This window comes from Marinobacter bohaiensis, from assembly GCF_003258515.1.
Lineage (GTDB): Bacteria > Pseudomonadota > Gammaproteobacteria > Pseudomonadales > Oleiphilaceae > Marinobacter_A > Marinobacter_A bohaiensis.
This window is the reverse complement of sequence record NZ_QGEH01000001.1, coordinates 2,531,619-2,548,659: the sequence shown is the minus strand read 5'-3', so window position 1 is coordinate 2,548,659 and position 17,041 is coordinate 2,531,619. Positions and strand designations below refer to the sequence as shown.

Sequence of the window (17,041 nt, the reverse complement as noted above, 5' to 3'; positions counted from 1 at the left end):
ACGCCGGACTCGGGCACGACTCGGGGATGACCCACAAAAAAGCCCGACGGGCGCCGGATCAGGCGCGCCGTCGGGCTTTCTGCGGCGAGTCAGTCGCCCAGTTCGTCCAGGAAACGCTCCGCGTCGAGTGCTGCCATGCAGCCAAAGCCGGCGGAGGTTACTGCCTGGCGGTAGACGTGGTCGGCGACATCGCCCGCGGCAAAAACGCCCGGTACGCTGGTCTGTGTGGCCATGCCTTCCAGGCCGGAACGGATGCGCAGGTAGCCGTTCTCCATGTCCAGCTGTCCGCTGAACAGGTCGGTGTTCGGCTTGTGGCCGATGGCGATGAAGACGCCGGCCAGCTCGATGTCCTGGGTCTCGCCGGTCTGGGTGCTCTTGATGCGCATGCCGGTGACGCCGGTCGCATCGCCCAGCACCTCGTCCAGGGTGTGATCCCAGACAACCTTGATGTTGTCCTTCTCGAACAGCTTGTCCTGCAGGATCTTCTCGGCACGCAGCTTGTCGCGGCGGTGGACCAGGGTGACTTCCTCGGCGATGTTGGAGAGGTAGAGCGCCTCTTCCACAGCGGTGTTGCCGCCGCCGACGACCGCGACTTTCTGCTTGCGGTAGAAGAAGCCGTCGCAGGTCGCGCAGGCGGACACGCCCTGGCCCTTGAACTTCTCTTCGGACTCCAGGCCCAGATACATGGCGGACGCGCCGGTGGCGATGATCAGGGCGTCACAGGTGTATTCGCCGCTGTCACCCTTGAGGCGGAACGGACGCTGGCTGACGTCCGCTTCGTTGATGGTGTCGTACACCACGCTGGTTTCGAAGCGCTCGGCGTGCTTGAGCATCCGCTGCATCAGTTCCGGACCCTGCACACCGTCGTTATCGCCCGGCCAGTTGTCCACGTCGGTGGTGGTGGTGAGCTGGCCGCCCACTTCGATGCCGGTGATCAGAGTGGGGCTCAGGTTGGCACGGGCTGCGTATACAGCAGCGGTGTAGCCGGCCGGACCGGAACCGAGAATGATCAGTCGGGAATGTTTCGCTTCGCTCATCTTGCGCTCTCTCTTGAAACGTGTCGGTAACCAACAGGCGCATCGCCCGCCTGTGTAAATGGGGGCGAGGATAGCACGATCCGGGTCTTCGCCTGAATTGATCGCCCTAATTTGTCCGATTGCAATGGGCTATGGGCGTGGCTTCCGTGCCGGGTTTCCAACGGATATGACGGTCGAGCCGACTTTTTCAAGGGCCGTCCGCTCAGGTCAGAACGGTCACCTGTTCCATCAGCTGTCGAATGCGCTGCTGACTCTGGCCGGTATCGCCCTGTTCCAGACGGTGGCGGGCAACGGCAGGCAGGACCGCCTGAACATCGTCCGGCAGCACGTGATGGCGGCCGTCCATCAGCGCCCAGGCACGGGCGGCTCGCACCAGACCCAGTCCGGCGCGGGGCGACAGGCCATAGAGAACGCCCGGCATCTGGCGGCTCTGCTGGAGGATGCGTTGCACGTAGTCGAGCAGGGCCGGGCTGGTCTTGATGCGGTCGACGGCTTGTTGCAGCACCGACAGGTTGTCGGGCGTGAGGATAGGCGCCAGTTCGGCCGTGAGCTGCCGGCGGTCCGAGCCTTCCAGAAGCTCACGTTCGGCCCGCGGATCCGGGTAACCCAGTTCGATGCGCATCAGGAACCGGTCCAGCTGGGATTCCGGTAGGGGGTAGGTGCCCCCCTGTTCCAGCGGATTCTGGGTGGCGATGACAAAGAACGGTTTCGGCAGGGGGCGGGTCTCGCCCTCAATAGAGACCTGACGCTCTTCCATGGCCTCAAGCAGCGCGCTCTGGGTGCGTGGAGAAGCGCGGTTGATCTCGTCCGCCAGGACCACCTGGCTGAAGATCGGGCCCGGGTGGAATACGAGGCTGCCGGCTTCCTTGTCGTACATGGAAAAGCCCAGTACGTCCGCTGGCAGCAGGTCGTTGGTGAACTGGATGCGGGTATAGCTCAGATCCATGGCACGGGCCATGGCATGGGACAGGGTGGTCTTGCCCATGCCCGGGATATCCTCGATCAGCAGGTGTCCGCGGGCCAGGATGCAGCACACGGCCAGGCGCACCTGGTGATCCTTGCCCAACAGGATGCCGTTGAGACGGGCGACCGTATCATCGATGACTTTTTTCATACGATCCATCAATCTCGCACCCGCTTGAGGATGTCACCATAGGCCTCGATGCGGCGGTCCCGCAGGTAGGGCCAGATGCGGCGGATGGACTCGCTACGGTCCCGGTCGATCACCGCGTGCAGGATGGATTCCCCGGCGTCGCCCGCGCGGGCCAGGAACTCGCCCTGAGGGCCGCAGATGAAGCTGTTGCCCCAGAACCGGATGCCGTCGCCAATACCTTCCGGGTGCGGCTCGGTTCCGACGCGATTGGGCGCGATGACCGGCAGGTTGTTGGCCACGGCGTGGCCGCGCTGCACGGTCACCCAGGCTTCAAGCTGGCGTTGCTGTTCGTCCGCTTTGTCGGTGATGTCCCAGCCGATCGCGGTGGGGTAGATCAGCAGCTCGGCGCCGGCCAGTGCCATCAGGCGGGCGGCTTCGGGATACCACTGGTCCCAGCAGACCAGGAGGCCCAGCTTGCCCACCGAGGTGTCGATCGGGGTAAACCCGCTGTGGCCGTCGTTGAACTGGGCGTCGCCGGGTGTGAAGTAGAATTTCTCGTAAAAGCCGGGGTCGTCCGGAATATGCATCTTGCGATACAGCCCGGCGAGGCTGCCGTCACGCTCAAACACGACGGCCGTGTTGTGGTAGACGCCGTTCATGCGGCGCTCGAAGATCGAGCCCACCAGCACGACGTCGAGTTCTCGGGCCAGGCCGGCCAGATGCTCGGACGTGGGGCCGGGGATGGGCTCGGCCAGGTTGAATGTGTCTGTATCTTCGTTCTGGCAGAAATACAGGGTGGCGTGCAGTTCCTGCAGGACCACCAGTTGAGCGCCATCGGCCACAGCCGCGCGGATCAGGCGCTCGGAAGTGGCCAGGCTTTCGTTTTTGTCCGGGCTGCAGGCCTGCTGGATGGCAGCGACCCGGAGTTGGCGTGTATCGGTCATGGGGTGACGACTCCTGCCGGCACCTGCATGGTGACGCAATGCAGGCTGCCGTGCTGTTCGATCAACGGGCGGCAGTTGATGGGGATAATCTCCCGGTCCGGGAGAATGTCGCCGAGGACGCGGATGGCTTCGTCGTCCTGGGGAACGTCGTAGACCGGAAGCAGAACCGCATCGTTGATGATCAGGAAATTGGCGTAGGTCGCCGGCAGGCGTTCGCCGTCTTCGCCGTAGCAGGCTTGAGGCCAGGGTAGGGCGGTCAGGCGGTAGGGGCGGTCATCGGCCGTGCGAAATTGCCTGAGTTCATCCGCCATGGCCTGCAGGGCCGGGTAGTGTTCGTCTTCCTGGTCGTCGCAGGCCACGTAGGCGATGTGGTCGGGCGCACAGAAGCGGGCCAGGGTATCGATGTGGCTGTCGGTGTCGTCACCGGCAAGGTAGCCGTGATTGAGCCAGAGCACACGCTCGGCGCCCAGGGTCCGCGCCAGCATGCCCTCGATTCCGCTGCGATCCAGGTCGGGGTTGCGGGCGGTGGCCATCAGGCATTCGCTGGTGGTCAGGATGGTGCCCTGTCCGTCGGATTCAATGGAGCCGCCCTCGAGTACGAAGTCCACCGCTGTCAGCGGCGTGCGGCCGAACAGGCCGGCTTCACTCAGCAGGCGATTGAGAGCGTCATCCTTGCGCCATTCGAACTTGTCACCCCAGGCGTTGAAGCGGAAGTCGAGCAGCTGCACCTGGCCATCTTCCTCAACCGCGATGGGGCCGTGGTCGCGCGCCCAGGTGTCGTTCGCCGGAGCGGCGGTCGCCTGTACCCGGCCCGGCAGGGCGTTGGCCTGCGCCCAGGCGTTGAGTGAGTCCCTTACCCTGGACAGGCGGTCGGCCTCCTCGCAGCTGAGTACGAGGTGTTCGTGGCGCAGCACGGCTTTGGCAATGGCACGGAAAGCCGATTCTACGGTATCCAGGCTGTCTTGCCAGTCAGTGCCGGCGTGGGGCCAGGTCAGCATAACGGCACTTTGCGGTGCCCATTCGGCGGGCATACGGCGGAAGGTACTCAAGCTCTGTTCACCTTTTTCCGGTCGTGGTGCCGCCTGGCCGTTGATTTGAAGCCTGTTTCAGGATGGGGCGGTCACCTGGGAAGTCGCTATTCTACCTGCTTCGGGGGCGGGCGCCAGCGGCCCTGGCCGTTCTCTGACAGCGTTTTCGGATTTCACTGACGCGCCGGGTTTTACGATCGCCCCACCGTTGTTATTCGGGCTTTTTTACCGAATGGATGACATGGTCGTATTCGAAATAAACCACGAAATCGTCGTAGACCCATTGTGTGATGGGCGGATCGCCCACCGGCCCCTTGACGGTCTGTGGCTGGCCGTAGTCGCTCCGCACCTGCTGCTGGGACTGGCCGTGACGGGGCATCTGCACCTGCTCACGGTCCGCGCCCTGCTGCATGACCGGTGTCTTGAGCTCATCGGCAGCGACGCTACCGGCGGCGCCCCACAACAGGCCGCCGGCCACCAGAGCCATGGTGACCCGAGCCATTGTGCGACGTTGCCCATGCTTTGAATGTCTGTCCATGAATGCGATTTCCTCAGTGACTGCTTGCTACTGCTACGCGTTGTTTTGGTTACGTAAATTTATTATCAGGCCAACAGTACTACAGGTTAAGGTCCCAAGAAACGTTTGCGCTTACCCGGTATGGGCCGAGTCGTCGGCAATGTCGACCCGTTCCCGTTTCCGCTGGCGGACCTGCCAGCGCATGACGTGGCGGGCAATCTGCTGGCGGTCGGCGTCGTCAATCTGGCGGAAATCGGCGTGGGCCCAGGGTGCGCCTTCGGGATCCTCGCGAATCGAGACGACTTCGGCCACGGCAACCGGACGGTAAAGTTCCGGTGGCAGGGTCATTCGGACGGCGATGGCGTCGCCCGGTGAAAACGCCGCATCGGCCAGGGGAAAGGCGATGCCCCCCTCACTGAGCGTCACATCCCGCCATTGCTGCGGTTGCAACGGATTTTGCTCAAAGGCCATAATGCGCGCCAGCGTGTCGACCTTGGTGTTCAGGGATTTCAGCAAGTTGGCGAGCAGGCGATCTTTTTCCGCCAGGCTGGCGAGCTGATTGCGCACATCCTGGTCGACCCGGCGCAGCTCGGAATGCAGTGCCGCCAGGTGGTCAGGGTCGAAGGGACGCGTCGTATCTTCCGGCGGATCCGGTTCCAGTGGGCGGACCTCCAGGCCGATGTGATCCTGGATTCGGTAGTATTCGCGGCGATCATCGCTTGCGTTCGGAGCCATGCCTTGCACCTCGTACTTCCTGTCGGTTGGCTGTGGGTTGGCACTGGTAGATGCTTGCGGGCCCGCAACCGGGTTTCCGGACCCCAAACGGTAAGCACGATTCAAGTTTAACAGCTGGACCGATCCGTTGGGGCGGTTAACAGCACGGACTTCAGGGAAGTGGTAGGCCCTCATTAATGTTCAAACCCTTAACCTTTTCCATCGGTCTGCGGTACACCGCGGCCAAGCGACGTAATCATTTCATCTCCTTCATCTCGCTGACCTCGATGCTGGGCCTGATGCTGGGCGTCGCCCTGCTGATCATTGTGCTGTCGGTGATGAACGGCTTTGACCGCGAGTTGCAGAACCGGATCCTGGGCATGGTGCCGCACGCCACGATCCAGGGGCAGAGCACTGTCGATGACTGGCAGCGGCTGGATCGCATGGCCACCGAGGATCCCGATGTCCTGGCGGCGGCGCCGTTCATCCGCGGGCAGGGCATGATGACCGGCTCCGGGAACGTCCACGGCATCCTGCTCAACGGCATCGTGCCGGACGAAGAACGCCAGGTGTCGATCATCGACAAGCACATGCAGCAGGGTTCGCTGGACGATCTCAAGTCCGGCGAGTTCGGCATTATTATCGGTCGTCTGCTGGCGTCGAGCCTGCGGGTGGGCATCGGCGACAAGGTCACGGTTGTCATGCCCGAGGCGTCGATCACCCCGGCCGGGGTGTTGCCGCGACTGAAGCGGTTTACCGTCAAGGGCGTCTTCAGTGTCGGTGCCGAGCTGGACGGCAACTATACCCTGATCCACATGGACGATGCCGCCAAGCTGATGCGCACCGGGGGCAAGGCCCAGGGCGTGCGACTGCTGGTGTCCGACCTGTTCAAGGCGCCCGGTGTGGCCGAGCGGGTCGCGCGCAGTCTGGGGGGGCGCTACTACGTGTCCGACTGGACCCGCACCCACGGCAACCTGTTCCAGGCCATCCGGATGGAGAAGACCATGATCGGCCTGCTGCTGATGTTCATCGTCGCCGTGGCGGCCTTCAACGTGGTGTCCACTCTGGTCATGGTGGTGACCGACAAGACCGCCGACATCGCCATCCTGCGCACCATGGGTGCCACCCCCGGACGCATCATGCGCATCTTTATCGTGCAGGGCGCGATCATCGGCGTGGTCGGCGTGCTGGTGGGCACGGTGCTGGGCATCCTCGGTGCCGAGAATATCAGCGCCATCATCAGTTGGCTCGAAGGCGTAATGGGTCACAAGTTCCTGAGCCCGGACGTGTACTTCATCAGTTACCTGCCTTCCCAGTTGGAATGGGAAGACGTGTTCATCATCAGCGGGTCGGGCCTGATCATGGCCTTACTGGCAACCATTTATCCGGCATGGCGTGCGTCCCGTGTCGATCCGGCGGAGGCTTTGCGCTATGAGTAATGCGGTACCATCCACGCAAGCGGCCGAAGCACCGCTGGTCATCGACTGTCAGACCATTACCCGGTCTTACCGGCAGGGACCGGAAACCCTGACCATCTTCTCCGACATTTCCCTGGAAGTGTCCGCCGGGGAGACGGTGGCCATCGTGGGCAGCAGCGGCGCGGGTAAAACCACGCTGCTCAACCTCCTGGGCGGTCTCGACAAGCCATCCTCCGGGCACATTTCGATCTGTGGCGCCGATATTCACGCCATGCGGGAGAAGGTTCGGGCGAAGTTTCGCAATCGCCAGCTTGGCTTTGTCTACCAGTTCCATCACCTGTTGCCTGAATTCACAGCGCTGGAAAACGTCATGATGCCCTGTGCTCTGGCGGGGCAGTCCATGTCCGAGGCGCGTCGCAAGGCCACACGGATTCTCGAACAGGTGCGCCTCGGCAGCCGGCTGGAACACAAGCCTGGCGAGCTGTCTGGCGGGGAGCGTCAGCGTGTGGCCATTGCCCGGGCGCTGGTCAACGAACCGGAATGCGTGCTGATGGATGAGCCGACCGGCAACCTGGATGAGCATACCGCTCGCGAAGTGCAGCACCTGATCGAATCATTGCGGGATGACTTGGGAATCGCCTTCGTGGTGGTGACCCACGACATGGGCATCGCGCGCCAACTGGGACGGGTTTTGCGACTGGAAGAGGGGCGCCTGGTCGAGGTCGATTGATCGCTCAGGCCGACTGGCGCAGGTCACGGCGTTTGCGCCAGTCGCCCCGCACTTTTCTCCGCCACAGGAACTGGATCAGCAGGTAGCTGATGCAGGCGCCGATAACGCCCATCACGATCGACCCGAAGTAGAGCGGCACGCCGATGTCGATCAGGCGCTCACAGAGCCAGTGCCACGACAGGTGGAACTCGAAGTCGAGAACCGGACGGCCCAGCAGCCAGGCGCCTACCTTGTAGTTGAAATAGAACATCGGCGGCATGGTCAGCGGGTTGCTGATCCAGACGAGGATGATTGACAGCGGCAGGTTGGCGTTGAACCAGATCGCAAAGAAGCCGGCCGCGACCATCTGGAACGGCATCGGGATAAAGCAGAAGAACACGCCAACCAGGAAAGCGCGACTGACCGCGTGGCGGTTGATGTGCCACAGGTTGGGCTCATGCAATACGTCGCCCAGAAAATGCAGGGCCTTCATCTCCCTGATTTTCTCCGGCGTGGGCATGTGCCGTTTTATGAACCGTTTCGGCATGGCGTGATTGTCGGTCGTCTTCCGTCGTTGGCAAATGACCTTCTGAGGGTCAACTCTGCCGTTATTATGGATGAAGGGGCAAGGATTGCCCGGGAGTTTCACCGTGCGAGTCTGGATGACGGCGTTCGCGGGCGGCGTAATCTTACTGTATAGCCTTGACGAAATACCACCGTGGCCGGTCTTCGTAATTGCCGCGATCATGGGCATCGGCCTTTGGCGGATTGGGCACCGTTGCCGCCGGATTGCGCCCTGGGTGTTGGGACTGGTCCTCGGCCTGGCCTGGGCCGGGTGGCACGCTGGCGCACGCATCGATTCGCGATTGCCGGCGAGTATGGAAGACAGCGTCTGGCAGGTCCAGGGTTATCGCTGCAGCCTGGTGTCGCCCGGCGCCTACGACAGCCTTCGCTTCGATTTCTGCGTGACCGGGTGGGGCCCACAACCGCCGTCGGTGACCACTGCTCCCAAACGTCTCCGTCTGGCGCTCTACGACGAGGACCCGCCACCTGACCTTCCCATGCGGATGCAATTGAGTGTTCGCCTGAAACGCCCCCATGGCGCGGTTAATCCGGCTGGCTTCCGTTACGAAACCTGGCTTTTCCGGCACGGATACGATGCGACGGGCAGCGTCCGTGAGTGGGGCGAAGCCGATGTTCCCTGCTGGCTGACGTGCCGCTACCACACCCTGCGCGAGGATCTCGCCGGGGCTCTGCGGGACCGCCTGGGCGGCATGGACGAATACCGGTTGCTGGAAGCGCTGCTGCTGGGCGAGCGGGGGCGGCTGACGCCCGCGGACTGGGATCTGTTCAAGGCCACCGGCACTTCCCACCTGATCGCTATTTCCGGGTTACACATCGGTCTGGTTGGCATGCTGGTCGGCGGGCTATTCGGGCTGGTTCAGCGCCGTCTTTCCGGCCGCGGATCAGACGCCCGGCGCCAGCGATGGGTGCGGGCGGCCGGGGTGCTTCTGGGGTGTCTGGCTTATGCCCTGGCCGCCGGATTTACCGTGCCCACGCAGCGGGCGCTGGTCATGGCCGTGGTGGCGTCGGTGCTGTACGTCAGAGCTCGGCTGTCCGGAGCCTGGACGGCCTGGCTCTGTGCCCTCTGTTTTGTGCTGCTGATCGACCCGTTAGCACCGCTGGACGGTGGTTTCTGGCTGTCTTTCGGCGCGGTAGCCAGTCTGATCCTGGTGTTTGTGGGCCGGGTGGCGCCTGCCGGTCGCTTGCAGGGGCTGTTGCAGGCCCAGTTCGTGGTGGTGGCGGGATTGCTGCCGGTGATGGCGCTGGCCGGATTGCCGATGGCGCCGCTGGGTTGGCTGGCCAATCTGGTGGCCATTCCGCTGGTGTCGGTGCTGGTTCTGCCGGTGGCGTTGGCGGGGGCTCTAATTGCTTTGGCGGTGGCACCTCTGGCGGGCTGGGCCGGGCTGGTGATCGATGCCTGCCTGCAAGCGCTGATGCAATGGCTGTCGTGGGTGGCGGCGATTGCCCCGGAGCCCGTTGCTGTACCGCTGCCACTGGCGGTGCTGCTTGCCTCGCTGGCGGTGGTGGCGCTGTTGCCGCTCCGCTGGCCCGCGCGCGCCGGCCTGTTCTGCGTAGCGGTGGTTGCGATTGCCGGTTGCGTGGTGCCGGGTCGCACCTCGACACCCGCCGCCAACGCCCGCATAACGGAACCGGAGCTCTGGGTCTGGGATGTGGGGCAGGGGCTGGCCGTCACCTATCGCGAGGGCGCCCGGGTGCTGCAATACGATTCCGGGCCCGGTTCGGCATCCGGCTATACGGCGGTCGATTCGGTTTTGTTGCCAGTCTACCGGGCGCTGGGTATCGGCAGGCTGGACTGGCTGGTGATCAGCCACGGCGATGCCGATCACGCCAGCGGCCTGGATGATTTGCTGGATAAGGTGTCCAGCGACCGGTTTATCAGCGGTGAGCCCGGACGGGTGACTGACCGCATCGAACGGCATCATCGCGCGATTGGACCCTGTTACGGAAGCGGTCAACTGGGGCAGGCCAGACTGTCCTTCTGGCGGGATGCGCAGGCGGAACCCGGCAACGCGTCGTCCTGTGTGCTGGTTATCCAGCGCGACGGCTGGCGGATCGTGCTGCCCGGCGACCTGACGGCGGAGGAGGAACGGCGTTGGCTGGCGCAACATCGCGATGAGGCCCGCAGCCGTACGATTCTGGTGGCGCCGCATCATGGCAGCGCCACATCGTCCAGCGAGGCCTGGATCCGGGCGCTGGCGCCTGACGTGGTGGTGTTCGCTGCCGGTTACCATCACCCGTACGGCCATCCGGCCCCGGAAGTGGTGCAGCGCTATCGGGCTGCCGGGGCGCGTCTGTTCAATACGGCGACGGCCGGGGCGGTAAGAATCCGGCTGTCGGAGTCGGGCGTTCAGGTCACCCCCTGGCGCAGCGACGTCCCGTTCTGGGTCGAACCGTTTACAGACGCTATACGATGAAGGTCCCGCCAGGGTGTGGCGCGCGGGGCGGCCTGTGCTAAAGTAGCGCGCGGCTGTTCATTATCAGGGAGATAAAGCGTGTTAGAGCTTCTTCAGGCGGGTGGCATCATCATGGTGCCGATTGTTGCGTGTTCCATCCTCGCCCTGGCTATCATTCTCGAACGATTCTGGTCCTTGCGCGAATCCCGCGTGGCACCACAGGAAACCATCAACGAACTGTGGCGCTGGATCAAGAAAAAGGAGCTGAACGCGCGTAAGCTCAAAGCCCTGCAAGGTTCCTCCCCGATGGGCCGCGTTCTGGCCGGTGGCCTGATGAACGCCAAGCACGGTCGCGAGATCATGAAGGAAAGCATCGAGGAAGAGGCTAGCCAGGTCATTCACGACCTTGAGCGTTTCCTCAATCCGCTGGGTACCGTGGCCACGATCACGCCGCTGTTGGGGCTGCTGGGCACGGTGATCGGCATGATCAAGGTGTTTGCCGAGATCCAGTTGGCCGGCGTCGGCAACGCCGGCAACTTGGCCGGAGGGATTTCCGAGGCGCTGATGACCACCGCCGCGGGCCTGAGCGTGGCGATTCCCGCCCTGATCTTCCACCGCTACTTCATCCGCCGTGTCGATGCGCTGGTGGTGAGCATGGAGCAGGAAGCCATCAAGTTGGTGGAAGTGGTCCACGGTGACCGCGAAATCGACGTAGAGGGAGCTTGAGCGTCGTGAAGTTCAAGCGCCAGAGAAGCCAGGAAGTCGGCGTTGACCTGACCCCGCTGATCGACGTCGTGTTCCTGCTGTTGATTTTCTTCATGGTGTCGACCACCTTCACTCGGGAGAGTCATCTGCAGGTGGACCTGCCCGAAGCGGACGGCAAGGTGTCGGAAGCCCCGGTCGAGCAGGTGGATGTGGTGATCAATGCCGAAGGGCAGTATTCGGTCAATGACCGCCGCCTGGTCAACAACCAGCGCGACACCCTGCAGAAAGCCGTGAAGGATGTGTCGGGAGGCGACTCCAAGCTGCCGTTCATCATCACGGCCGATGCCCAGACCCCCCACGAATACGTTGTCCGGGCGATGGACGTGGCTGGCCGACTGGGTTTCGTCAAACTCAGTATCACCACCGAACGTCCCTCGGATGGCGAATAAATCCAGTGCCCTGGCGTGCCGCCGGGGCGCGTGTACAGACCGACCATCTTAACGGAACCCGACTATGACAGCGGACTCCGCATCCAACTGGCAGACGTACAAGCGTCTGCTGTCCTACGTTAAGCCCTTCTGGGTCGCCTTCTCCCTCGCCGTGTTCGGCAACATGATCTACGCCGCCGCGTCCACTGGCATGGCGGCGGCCATGGAATACGTCATCAACGCGATTGAGAACCCGACCGACCAGAATCGCATGCTGCTGACCGGGATGATCGTGGGCGTGTTCGCCCTGCGCGGGCTGGGGACTTTTCTGGGCCAGTACTTCATCAACTACGTTGGCCGGCACGTGGTCAATGCCCTGCGTAACCAGGTGTTCGACCGGCTGCTCAAGCTGCCTTCGCGCTTTTTCGACGACCATTCCTCCGGCCACCTGGTGTCCAAGCTGACCTTCAACGTCGAGCAGGTGGCCGATGCCACCACCAGCGCGGTGACCATCACCCTGCGCGAAGGGCTGACCATCATCGGCCTGATGAGCTTCATGCTTTATACCAACTGGAAGTTGACACTGATTTTTGTCGCCCTGGGGCCGGTGATCGGTTTCGTGGTGAGCTACGCCAGCAAGCGCTTCCGCAAACTGAGCCGCCGTATCCAGGGTTCCATGGGGGACATTACCCATGTGGCGTCCGAGTCGATCGGCGGCTATCGCGTGGTACGGATTTTCGGTGGTGAAGGCTACGAGCGCGATCGTTTCTATGCCGTCAGCGGTCGCAATCTGAACCAGAGCCTGAAAATGGCCTCCACCCAGGCGATCAGTGTGCCGGTGATCCAGATCCTGGTGGCGCTGTCCATTGCCGCGCTGGTGTGGGTCATGCTGGCGCCTGAGATTCGGGGCGGCATGACCACCGGCGAACTGGTCGCTTTCATCACTGCGGCGACCACCATGGCCAAGCCCATCCGTCAGGTCACGTCGGTGCACGCCAAGATCCAGAAAGGCGTGGCGGCGGCACACGATGTGTTCGAGACGATCGACGAGGTGCCGGAAAACGACACGGGCACCTTCGCGCCGGAACGCGTCAAGGGCGATATCAGCCTGCGTGACGTGCGTTTCCGCTACCGCGATCAGTTGGATGACGTTCTCAAGGGCATCGATCTGGAGATTCCGCAGGGCCAGAGTGTGGCTCTGGTGGGGCGCTCAGGCAGTGGTAAGTCCACCCTGGTCAGCCTGTTGCCGCGATTCTATGAATACACTGGTGGCGACATCCTGATTGACGGTGTTCCCCTGACCGATTTCAGCCTGGAAGCGCTGCGTCGACAGATCGCCCTGGTGACCCAGAACGTGGTGCTGTTCAACGACAGTATCGCCGCGAATATTGCCTACGGCGCGCTGCGAGACTGCAGCCGCGAGGAAATCCGCGAGGCCGCCGCCAAGGCCCACGCGCTGGAGTTCATTGATCGCATGCCGGAAGGCATGGACACTCTGATTGGCGACAACGGCGTGATGCTGTCCGGCGGTCAGCGCCAGCGTCTGGCAATTGCCCGGGCGTTGCTCAAGGATGCCCCGATCCTGATTCTGGATGAGGCCACCTCGGCGCTGGACACGGAGTCCGAGCGGCATATCCAGGAGGCCCTGGATGTGGTGATGAAGGGGCGTACCACGCTGGTCATCGCGCACCGGCTGTCGACCATCGAGAAGGCTGATCGCATCCTGGTGATGGACAATGGCCAGATCGTGGAATCCGGCAACCACGAGGCGTTGCTGGAGCAGGGCGGTATCTACGCCCAGCTGCACCAGACCAACTTTGCCGAGGCCGGCTGAACACCATGATCCAGCGCCTCTGGTATGGAGCTGGGCGGCCGCTCTGGTTCCTGTGGCCACTGGCCTGGCTCTACCGCTGGGTCAGTCGGCGTCGGCGGCGGGCCTATGCTGACGGTCACAAGGCGTCGGCTCGGCCGCCGATCCCCGTCATCGTCGTGGGCAACATCACCGCCGGCGGCACCGGCAAGTCCCCCCTGACACTGGCGCTCGTCGATCATCTGCGACAGGCCGGCTGGCGGCCGGCGATTGTCAGCCGGGGTTATGGTGGCAAGTCCGATCGCTATCCCCTGGAAGTCACCCGCGATACGCCGGCCAGCATCAGTGGCGATGAGCCCCGGATGCTGTTGGAGCAGGCCGGGGTGCCGGTGGTTGTCGATCCCAGGCGTGCCCGGGCCGCTGTCTGGGCCCATGATGAAGGATTGGCGGACATCCTGGTCTGCGATGACGGCCTGCAGCACTATGCCCTGGGGCGCGATCTCGAAATCGCGGTGTTCGACGGTCAGCGCGGGCTGGGCAACGGGGCCCCGATTCCTGTGGGCCCGCTGCGTGAAGGGCCGGAGCGCCTGGCTGACGTCGATGCCGTAGTGTTCAACGGCAGTCCGGTGGCGGGCATTCATCATCCCCAGACGGTGGTCATGCAGTTCCAGTCGGTGCACCTGAAAAATCTGGTCAGCGGCGAGCGGGTGCCGGTGGACTGGTTGCAGGGGCGCTCGGTGGCGGCCGTGGCCGGTATTGGCAACCCGCAGCGGTTTTTCCAGGCCCTGGAAGCCCTCGGGGCCCGGGTCGACGGTCGCCCGCTGCCGGATCATCACACCTTTGAGGCGCGCGATCTCCAGCGGCAACCGCAACAGGCATTGGTCATGACCGCCAAGGACGCCGTAAAATGTCGGGAACTGGCCGATGCCGACTGCTGGTCGCTTGAAGTTCGCGCCACCTTGCCGGATGCTTTCTGGAGTTGGCTGGATCAGCGTCTGGCCGCTCTGGTCCAGCGTCCGGCCTGACAGTGAGAGAAACGAATATGGACAAGAAACTGGTAGCCATGCTGGCCTGTCCGGTGTGCAAGGGTGAGCTGCACCTGACCGAGAACCGGGAGGAGTTGATCTGCCGGCCCGACGGGATGGCCTTTCCCATCCGTGAGGGGATCCCGGTGATGCTGGCCGTCGAGGCCCGCACCTTGACCACCGACGAGCGCCTGGAAAAGCGCTAGGGCGGTCCGGGGCCGGCCACAGACTGGTCCCGGGCGAATCCGCAACACCACCGAGTCAGGAGCGACCATGTCTTTTACCGTAGTCATTCCCGCCCGCTACGCGTCGACCCGTCTGCCGGGTAAGCCGCTGCTGGAAATCGGCGGGCAAACGATGATCGAGCATGTCTATAACCGTGCCTGCGAGAGCGAGGCCGGCCGTGTGATCATCGCCACCGACGACGAGCGCATCGCCACCGCTGCCGAAGGTTTCGGGGCGGAAGTAGTGATGACCGCCGCCAATCATGCCTCGGGCACCGACCGACTGCAGGAAGTGGCCGACACCCTGGGCTTCGGCCCGGAGGAGCGTGTGGTCAACGTGCAGGGGGACGAGCCGCTGATCCCGCCTGTGCTGATCAACCAGGTGGCACAGAACCTGGAGCGCTACCCGGACGCGGACATCGCGACCCTGTGCGAGTCCGTTGAATCCCCCGAACTGGCGCTCAACCCCAATGTGGTGAAAGTTGTTCGCGGCCTGGACGGGTTCGCACTCTACTTCAGCCGCGCGCCGGTGCCCTGGGCGCGCGAGCATTGGCCCGATCTGGCCGGCGCCGCGGCGGCCGGTATGCCGACCGGCATTCGGTACCTGCGGCATATCGGCATCTACGGCTACCGGGTGCGCCTGCTGCACGACTTCGTGCGCTGGCCGGCGTCACCACTGGAACAGGCTGAGTCGCTGGAGCAGCTGCGCGCTCTGGAAAACGGTGCTCGCATTCACGTGGACGTGGCCTCCGAACGGCCTGCCGGCGGTGTGGATACCCCTGACGACCTGGAGCGGTTGCGCCGCGCCTTTGCCGACGGCCTGCTGGAGGTTGAGCAGGATGCCTGATCCGGTCCGCGTACTGTTCGTCTGCATGGGCAATATCTGCCGCTCGCCGACGGCGCATGGTGTTTTCCAGGCCCGGGTGGAGCAGGCCGGTCTTGCCGACTCTATCGAAATCGATTCCTGTGGCACCGGCGCCTGGCATATTGGTGAGCCGCCCGACGAGCGCGCCATGGCGGCCGCCCGCAAGCGCGGTTATGACCTGTCGACCATTCGCGCCCGCCAGTTGAAATCGGCGGATCTGGACCATTTTGACTATGTGCTGGTGATGGATCGCGACAACCTGGCCCGCAGTCGCAGCCTGGCCAGTTCACGACGCACCCAGCCCGAGCTGTTCCTGACCTACGCCGGCGACAGCCCGGTCGATGAGGTGCCCGATCCCTATTACGGTGGCGGCGACGGCTTCGAATTTGTGCTCGACTTGGTGGAGTCGGCCTGTGACGGCCTGATCGATCACATCCGGGAGCACCGGCTTTGACCGGGAAGCCGTTTGAACCGGCCGCCAACGTGAGCCTGCAGTCCCGCAACACACTGCGGCTCCCGGCCGAAGCGGCCTGGTACGCGCGCGCCGGTGATGTGACCGAACTGCGTCGTGCACTGGACTGGGCGGATCGACAGGATCTCCCGGTGCTCCTGCTTGGTGGCGGCAGCAATCTGGTACTGGCCGGGGATTTCCCGGGACTGGTGTTGCGTGTATCCCTCGGCGGGCGCTGCTGGAGCGGCGTGGATAATGGTTCCGCGATCCTGGAAGTGGGCGCCGGCGAGAACTGGCACGAAACGGTGATGTACTCGGTGCGTTCGGGCTATCGCGGCCTTGAGAACCTGGCGCTGATTCCCGGCACGGTGGGGGCGGCGCCGATTCAGAACATTGGCGCCTACGGTGTGGAACTGTCCCACGCCTTGGTCGATGTGAGCGTCTGGGACCGGGAGCAGGGCGCCGAGCGCGTACTGACGTGCGAAGAGTGCGCCTTTGGCTACCGCGATAGTCTGTTCAAGCGCCAGCCGGAGCGTTATGTGGTCCTGAAAGTGCGTCTGCGTCTGTCCAAGCGGGCGCCGTTGAGACTCGGCTACCGGGATCTGGAGGAATTCTTTGACGGTCAGGCTATTGACGCGCTCACCGCCGAAGACGTGGCCCAGGCCGTGATCCAGGTGCGCAGCCGCAAGCTGCCGGACCCGGATTTCCTGCCCAACGCCGGCAGCTTCTTCAAGAATCCGGTGGTGTCGTTGGCGCAGTTCGAATCCCTGCAACAGCGCTTTCCCGACATCGTGGCCTATGTTGGCCAGGACAGCGCCAAACTCGCCGCGGGTTGGCTGATCGACCAGTGTGGCTGGAAAGGTCATCGTGACGCCCACGTTGGTGTCCACAATCGTCAGGCCCTGGTACTGGTGCACCATGGTGACGGACAGGGTGGGGAATTACTGGGGCTGGCCTCGCGTATCCGCGACGATGTCCAGGCCCGTTACAGCGTCGCGCTGGAGGTCGAGCCGCGGATTTTTCCGGTGTCGATGCGGGAGGAGTTCCGTTTTTAGTGTCCCGCGAGCAACAAAACGCCTAGCAACAAAAAAGCCA

At 63.6% G+C, this 17,041-nt stretch carries 18 protein-coding genes; 11 read left to right on the top strand and 7 right to left on the bottom strand.

The window, feature by feature from the left end; all coding sequences use genetic code 11:
- Positions 1 to 89: 89 nt before the first annotated feature.
- The 6 genes from trxB to DKK67_RS11430 all read right to left on the bottom strand — a co-directional run bounded on the left by trxB (position 90) and on the right by DKK67_RS11430 (position 5,354).
- Positions 90 to 1,037 (bottom strand): thioredoxin-disulfide reductase, encoded by a 948-nt coding sequence (gene trxB / locus DKK67_RS11455; RefSeq protein WP_111496463.1) that lies wholly within the window; start codon positions 1,035 to 1,037, stop codon positions 90 to 92.
- A gap of 202 nt (positions 1,038 to 1,239) precedes the next feature.
- On the bottom strand, positions 1,240 to 2,151 hold the full coding sequence (locus DKK67_RS11450) for an AAA family ATPase (protein ID WP_111496462.1): 912 nt from the start codon (positions 2,149 to 2,151) through the stop codon (positions 1,240 to 1,242).
- An 8-nt stretch (positions 2,152 to 2,159) separates the two neighbouring features.
- A complete protein-coding gene (locus DKK67_RS11445; protein ID WP_111496461.1) occupies positions 2,160 to 3,074 on the bottom strand; it encodes a carbon-nitrogen hydrolase in 915 nt (304 codons plus the stop codon).
- Positions 3,071 to 4,105: an agmatine deiminase family protein gene (locus DKK67_RS11440; protein WP_111496460.1), complete on the bottom strand. Its 1,035-nt coding sequence runs from the start codon at positions 4,103 to 4,105 to the stop codon at positions 3,071 to 3,073. Before DKK67_RS11440 ends, DKK67_RS11445 begins: the two co-directional genes overlap by 4 nt.
- Positions 4,106 to 4,313: 208 nt before the next feature.
- Positions 4,314 to 4,640, bottom strand: a complete 327-nt coding sequence (locus DKK67_RS11435; RefSeq protein WP_228160580.1) for a hypothetical protein — start codon at positions 4,638 to 4,640, stop codon at positions 4,314 to 4,316.
- 111 nt (positions 4,641 to 4,751) lie between these two features.
- Positions 4,752 to 5,354 carry a PilZ domain-containing protein gene (locus DKK67_RS11430; protein WP_111496459.1) on the bottom strand — a complete coding sequence of 201 codons (603 nt, stop codon included), beginning with the start codon at positions 5,352 to 5,354 and terminating at the stop codon, positions 4,752 to 4,754.
- A 176-nt stretch (positions 5,355 to 5,530) separates the two neighbouring features.
- Here DKK67_RS11430 and DKK67_RS11425 point away from each other — a divergent pair, with 176 nt between their 5' ends.
- Together DKK67_RS11425 and lolD are read left to right on the top strand one after the other, a co-directional pair.
- Positions 5,531 to 6,772 (top strand): lipoprotein-releasing ABC transporter permease subunit, encoded by a 1,242-nt coding sequence (locus DKK67_RS11425; RefSeq protein WP_111496458.1) that lies wholly within the window; start codon positions 5,531 to 5,533, stop codon positions 6,770 to 6,772.
- A complete protein-coding gene (lolD, locus tag DKK67_RS11420; protein WP_111496457.1) occupies positions 6,765 to 7,481 on the top strand; it encodes a lipoprotein-releasing ABC transporter ATP-binding protein LolD in 717 nt (238 codons plus the stop codon). Before DKK67_RS11425 ends, lolD begins: the two co-directional genes overlap by 8 nt.
- A gap of 4 nt (positions 7,482 to 7,485) precedes the next feature.
- Here the strand turns inward: lolD and DKK67_RS11415 are convergent, their stop codons facing one another.
- A complete protein-coding gene (locus tag DKK67_RS11415) occupies positions 7,486 to 7,953 on the bottom strand; it encodes a DUF2062 domain-containing protein (RefSeq protein ID WP_228160579.1) in 468 nt (155 codons plus the stop codon).
- A gap of 124 nt (positions 7,954 to 8,077) precedes the next feature.
- Here DKK67_RS11415 and DKK67_RS11410 point away from each other — a divergent pair, with 124 nt between their 5' ends.
- The 9 genes from DKK67_RS11410 to murB all read left to right on the top strand — a co-directional run bounded on the left by DKK67_RS11410 (position 8,078) and on the right by murB (position 17,001).
- Positions 8,078 to 10,459, top strand: coding sequence for a DNA internalization-related competence protein ComEC/Rec2 (locus DKK67_RS11410; RefSeq protein WP_111496455.1), 2,382 nt, complete (start codon positions 8,078 to 8,080; stop codon positions 10,457 to 10,459).
- Between the two features lie 78 nt (positions 10,460 to 10,537).
- Positions 10,538 to 11,164: a MotA/TolQ/ExbB proton channel family protein gene (locus tag DKK67_RS11405; RefSeq protein ID WP_111496454.1), complete on the top strand. Its 627-nt coding sequence runs from the start codon at positions 10,538 to 10,540 to the stop codon at positions 11,162 to 11,164.
- Positions 11,165 to 11,169: 5 nt separating this feature from the next.
- The gene (locus DKK67_RS11400; protein ID WP_111496453.1) at positions 11,170 to 11,592 is read left to right on the top strand and encodes an ExbD/TolR family protein; all 423 of its coding nucleotides are present in this window, start codon (positions 11,170 to 11,172) and stop codon (positions 11,590 to 11,592) included.
- A 64-nt stretch (positions 11,593 to 11,656) separates the two neighbouring features.
- Positions 11,657 to 13,405 (top strand): lipid A export permease/ATP-binding protein MsbA, encoded by a 1,749-nt coding sequence (gene msbA / locus DKK67_RS11395; RefSeq protein WP_111496452.1) that lies wholly within the window; start codon positions 11,657 to 11,659, stop codon positions 13,403 to 13,405.
- Between the two features lie 5 nt (positions 13,406 to 13,410).
- Positions 13,411 to 14,406, top strand: a complete 996-nt coding sequence (gene lpxK, locus DKK67_RS11390; RefSeq protein WP_111496451.1) for a tetraacyldisaccharide 4'-kinase — start codon at positions 13,411 to 13,413, stop codon at positions 14,404 to 14,406.
- Positions 14,407 to 14,423: 17 nt separating this feature from the next.
- Positions 14,424 to 14,612 (top strand): Trm112 family protein, encoded by a 189-nt coding sequence (locus DKK67_RS11385; RefSeq protein ID WP_111496450.1) that lies wholly within the window; start codon positions 14,424 to 14,426, stop codon positions 14,610 to 14,612.
- A gap of 67 nt (positions 14,613 to 14,679) precedes the next feature.
- Positions 14,680 to 15,477 (top strand): 3-deoxy-manno-octulosonate cytidylyltransferase, encoded by a 798-nt coding sequence (kdsB, locus tag DKK67_RS11380; protein ID WP_111496449.1) that lies wholly within the window; start codon positions 14,680 to 14,682, stop codon positions 15,475 to 15,477.
- Positions 15,470 to 15,949 carry a low molecular weight protein-tyrosine-phosphatase gene (locus DKK67_RS11375; protein ID WP_111496448.1) on the top strand — a complete coding sequence of 160 codons (480 nt, stop codon included), beginning with the start codon at positions 15,470 to 15,472 and terminating at the stop codon, positions 15,947 to 15,949. Before kdsB ends, DKK67_RS11375 begins: the two co-directional genes overlap by 8 nt.
- Positions 15,946 to 17,001 carry a UDP-N-acetylmuramate dehydrogenase gene (gene murB, locus DKK67_RS11370; RefSeq protein WP_111496447.1) on the top strand — a complete coding sequence of 352 codons (1,056 nt, stop codon included), beginning with the start codon at positions 15,946 to 15,948 and terminating at the stop codon, positions 16,999 to 17,001. The genes DKK67_RS11375 and murB overlap by 4 nt, the downstream gene beginning before the upstream one ends.
- The last annotated feature ends 40 nt before the right edge of the window (positions 17,002 to 17,041 follow it).

Bases quoted from the DNA above. Each gene is read 5' to 3' on its own strand.
- trxB (WP_111496463.1), bottom strand. From the start codon at position 1,037: ATGAGCGAAGCGAAACATTCCCGACTGATCATTCTCGGTTCCGGTCCG.
- DKK67_RS11450 (WP_111496462.1), bottom strand. From the start codon at position 2,151: ATGAAAAAAGTCATCGATGATACGGTCGCCCGTCTCAACGGCATCCTG.
- DKK67_RS11445 (WP_111496461.1), bottom strand. From the start codon at position 3,074: ATGACCGATACACGCCAACTCCGGGTCGCTGCCATCCAGCAGGCCTGC.
- DKK67_RS11440 (WP_111496460.1), bottom strand. From the start codon at position 4,105: ATGCCCGCCGAATGGGCACCGCAAAGTGCCGTTATGCTGACCTGGCCC.
- DKK67_RS11435 (WP_228160580.1), bottom strand. From the start codon at position 4,640: ATGGACAGACATTCAAAGCATGGGCAACGTCGCACAATGGCTCGGGTC.
- DKK67_RS11430 (WP_111496459.1), bottom strand. From the start codon at position 5,354: ATGGCTCCGAACGCAAGCGATGATCGCCGCGAATACTACCGAATCCAG.
- DKK67_RS11425 (WP_111496458.1), top strand. From the start codon at position 5,531: ATGTTCAAACCCTTAACCTTTTCCATCGGTCTGCGGTACACCGCGGCC.
- lolD (WP_111496457.1), top strand. From the start codon at position 6,765: ATGAGTAATGCGGTACCATCCACGCAAGCGGCCGAAGCACCGCTGGTC.
- DKK67_RS11415 (WP_228160579.1), bottom strand. From the start codon at position 7,953: ATGAAGGCCCTGCATTTTCTGGGCGACGTATTGCATGAGCCCAACCTG.
- DKK67_RS11410 (WP_111496455.1), top strand. From the start codon at position 8,078: ATGAAGGGGCAAGGATTGCCCGGGAGTTTCACCGTGCGAGTCTGGATG.
- msbA (WP_111496452.1), top strand. From the start codon at position 11,657: ATGACAGCGGACTCCGCATCCAACTGGCAGACGTACAAGCGTCTGCTG.
- lpxK (WP_111496451.1), top strand. From the start codon at position 13,411: ATGATCCAGCGCCTCTGGTATGGAGCTGGGCGGCCGCTCTGGTTCCTG.
- DKK67_RS11385 (WP_111496450.1), top strand. From the start codon at position 14,424: ATGGACAAGAAACTGGTAGCCATGCTGGCCTGTCCGGTGTGCAAGGGT.
- kdsB (WP_111496449.1), top strand. From the start codon at position 14,680: ATGTCTTTTACCGTAGTCATTCCCGCCCGCTACGCGTCGACCCGTCTG.
- DKK67_RS11375 (WP_111496448.1), top strand. From the start codon at position 15,470: ATGCCTGATCCGGTCCGCGTACTGTTCGTCTGCATGGGCAATATCTGC.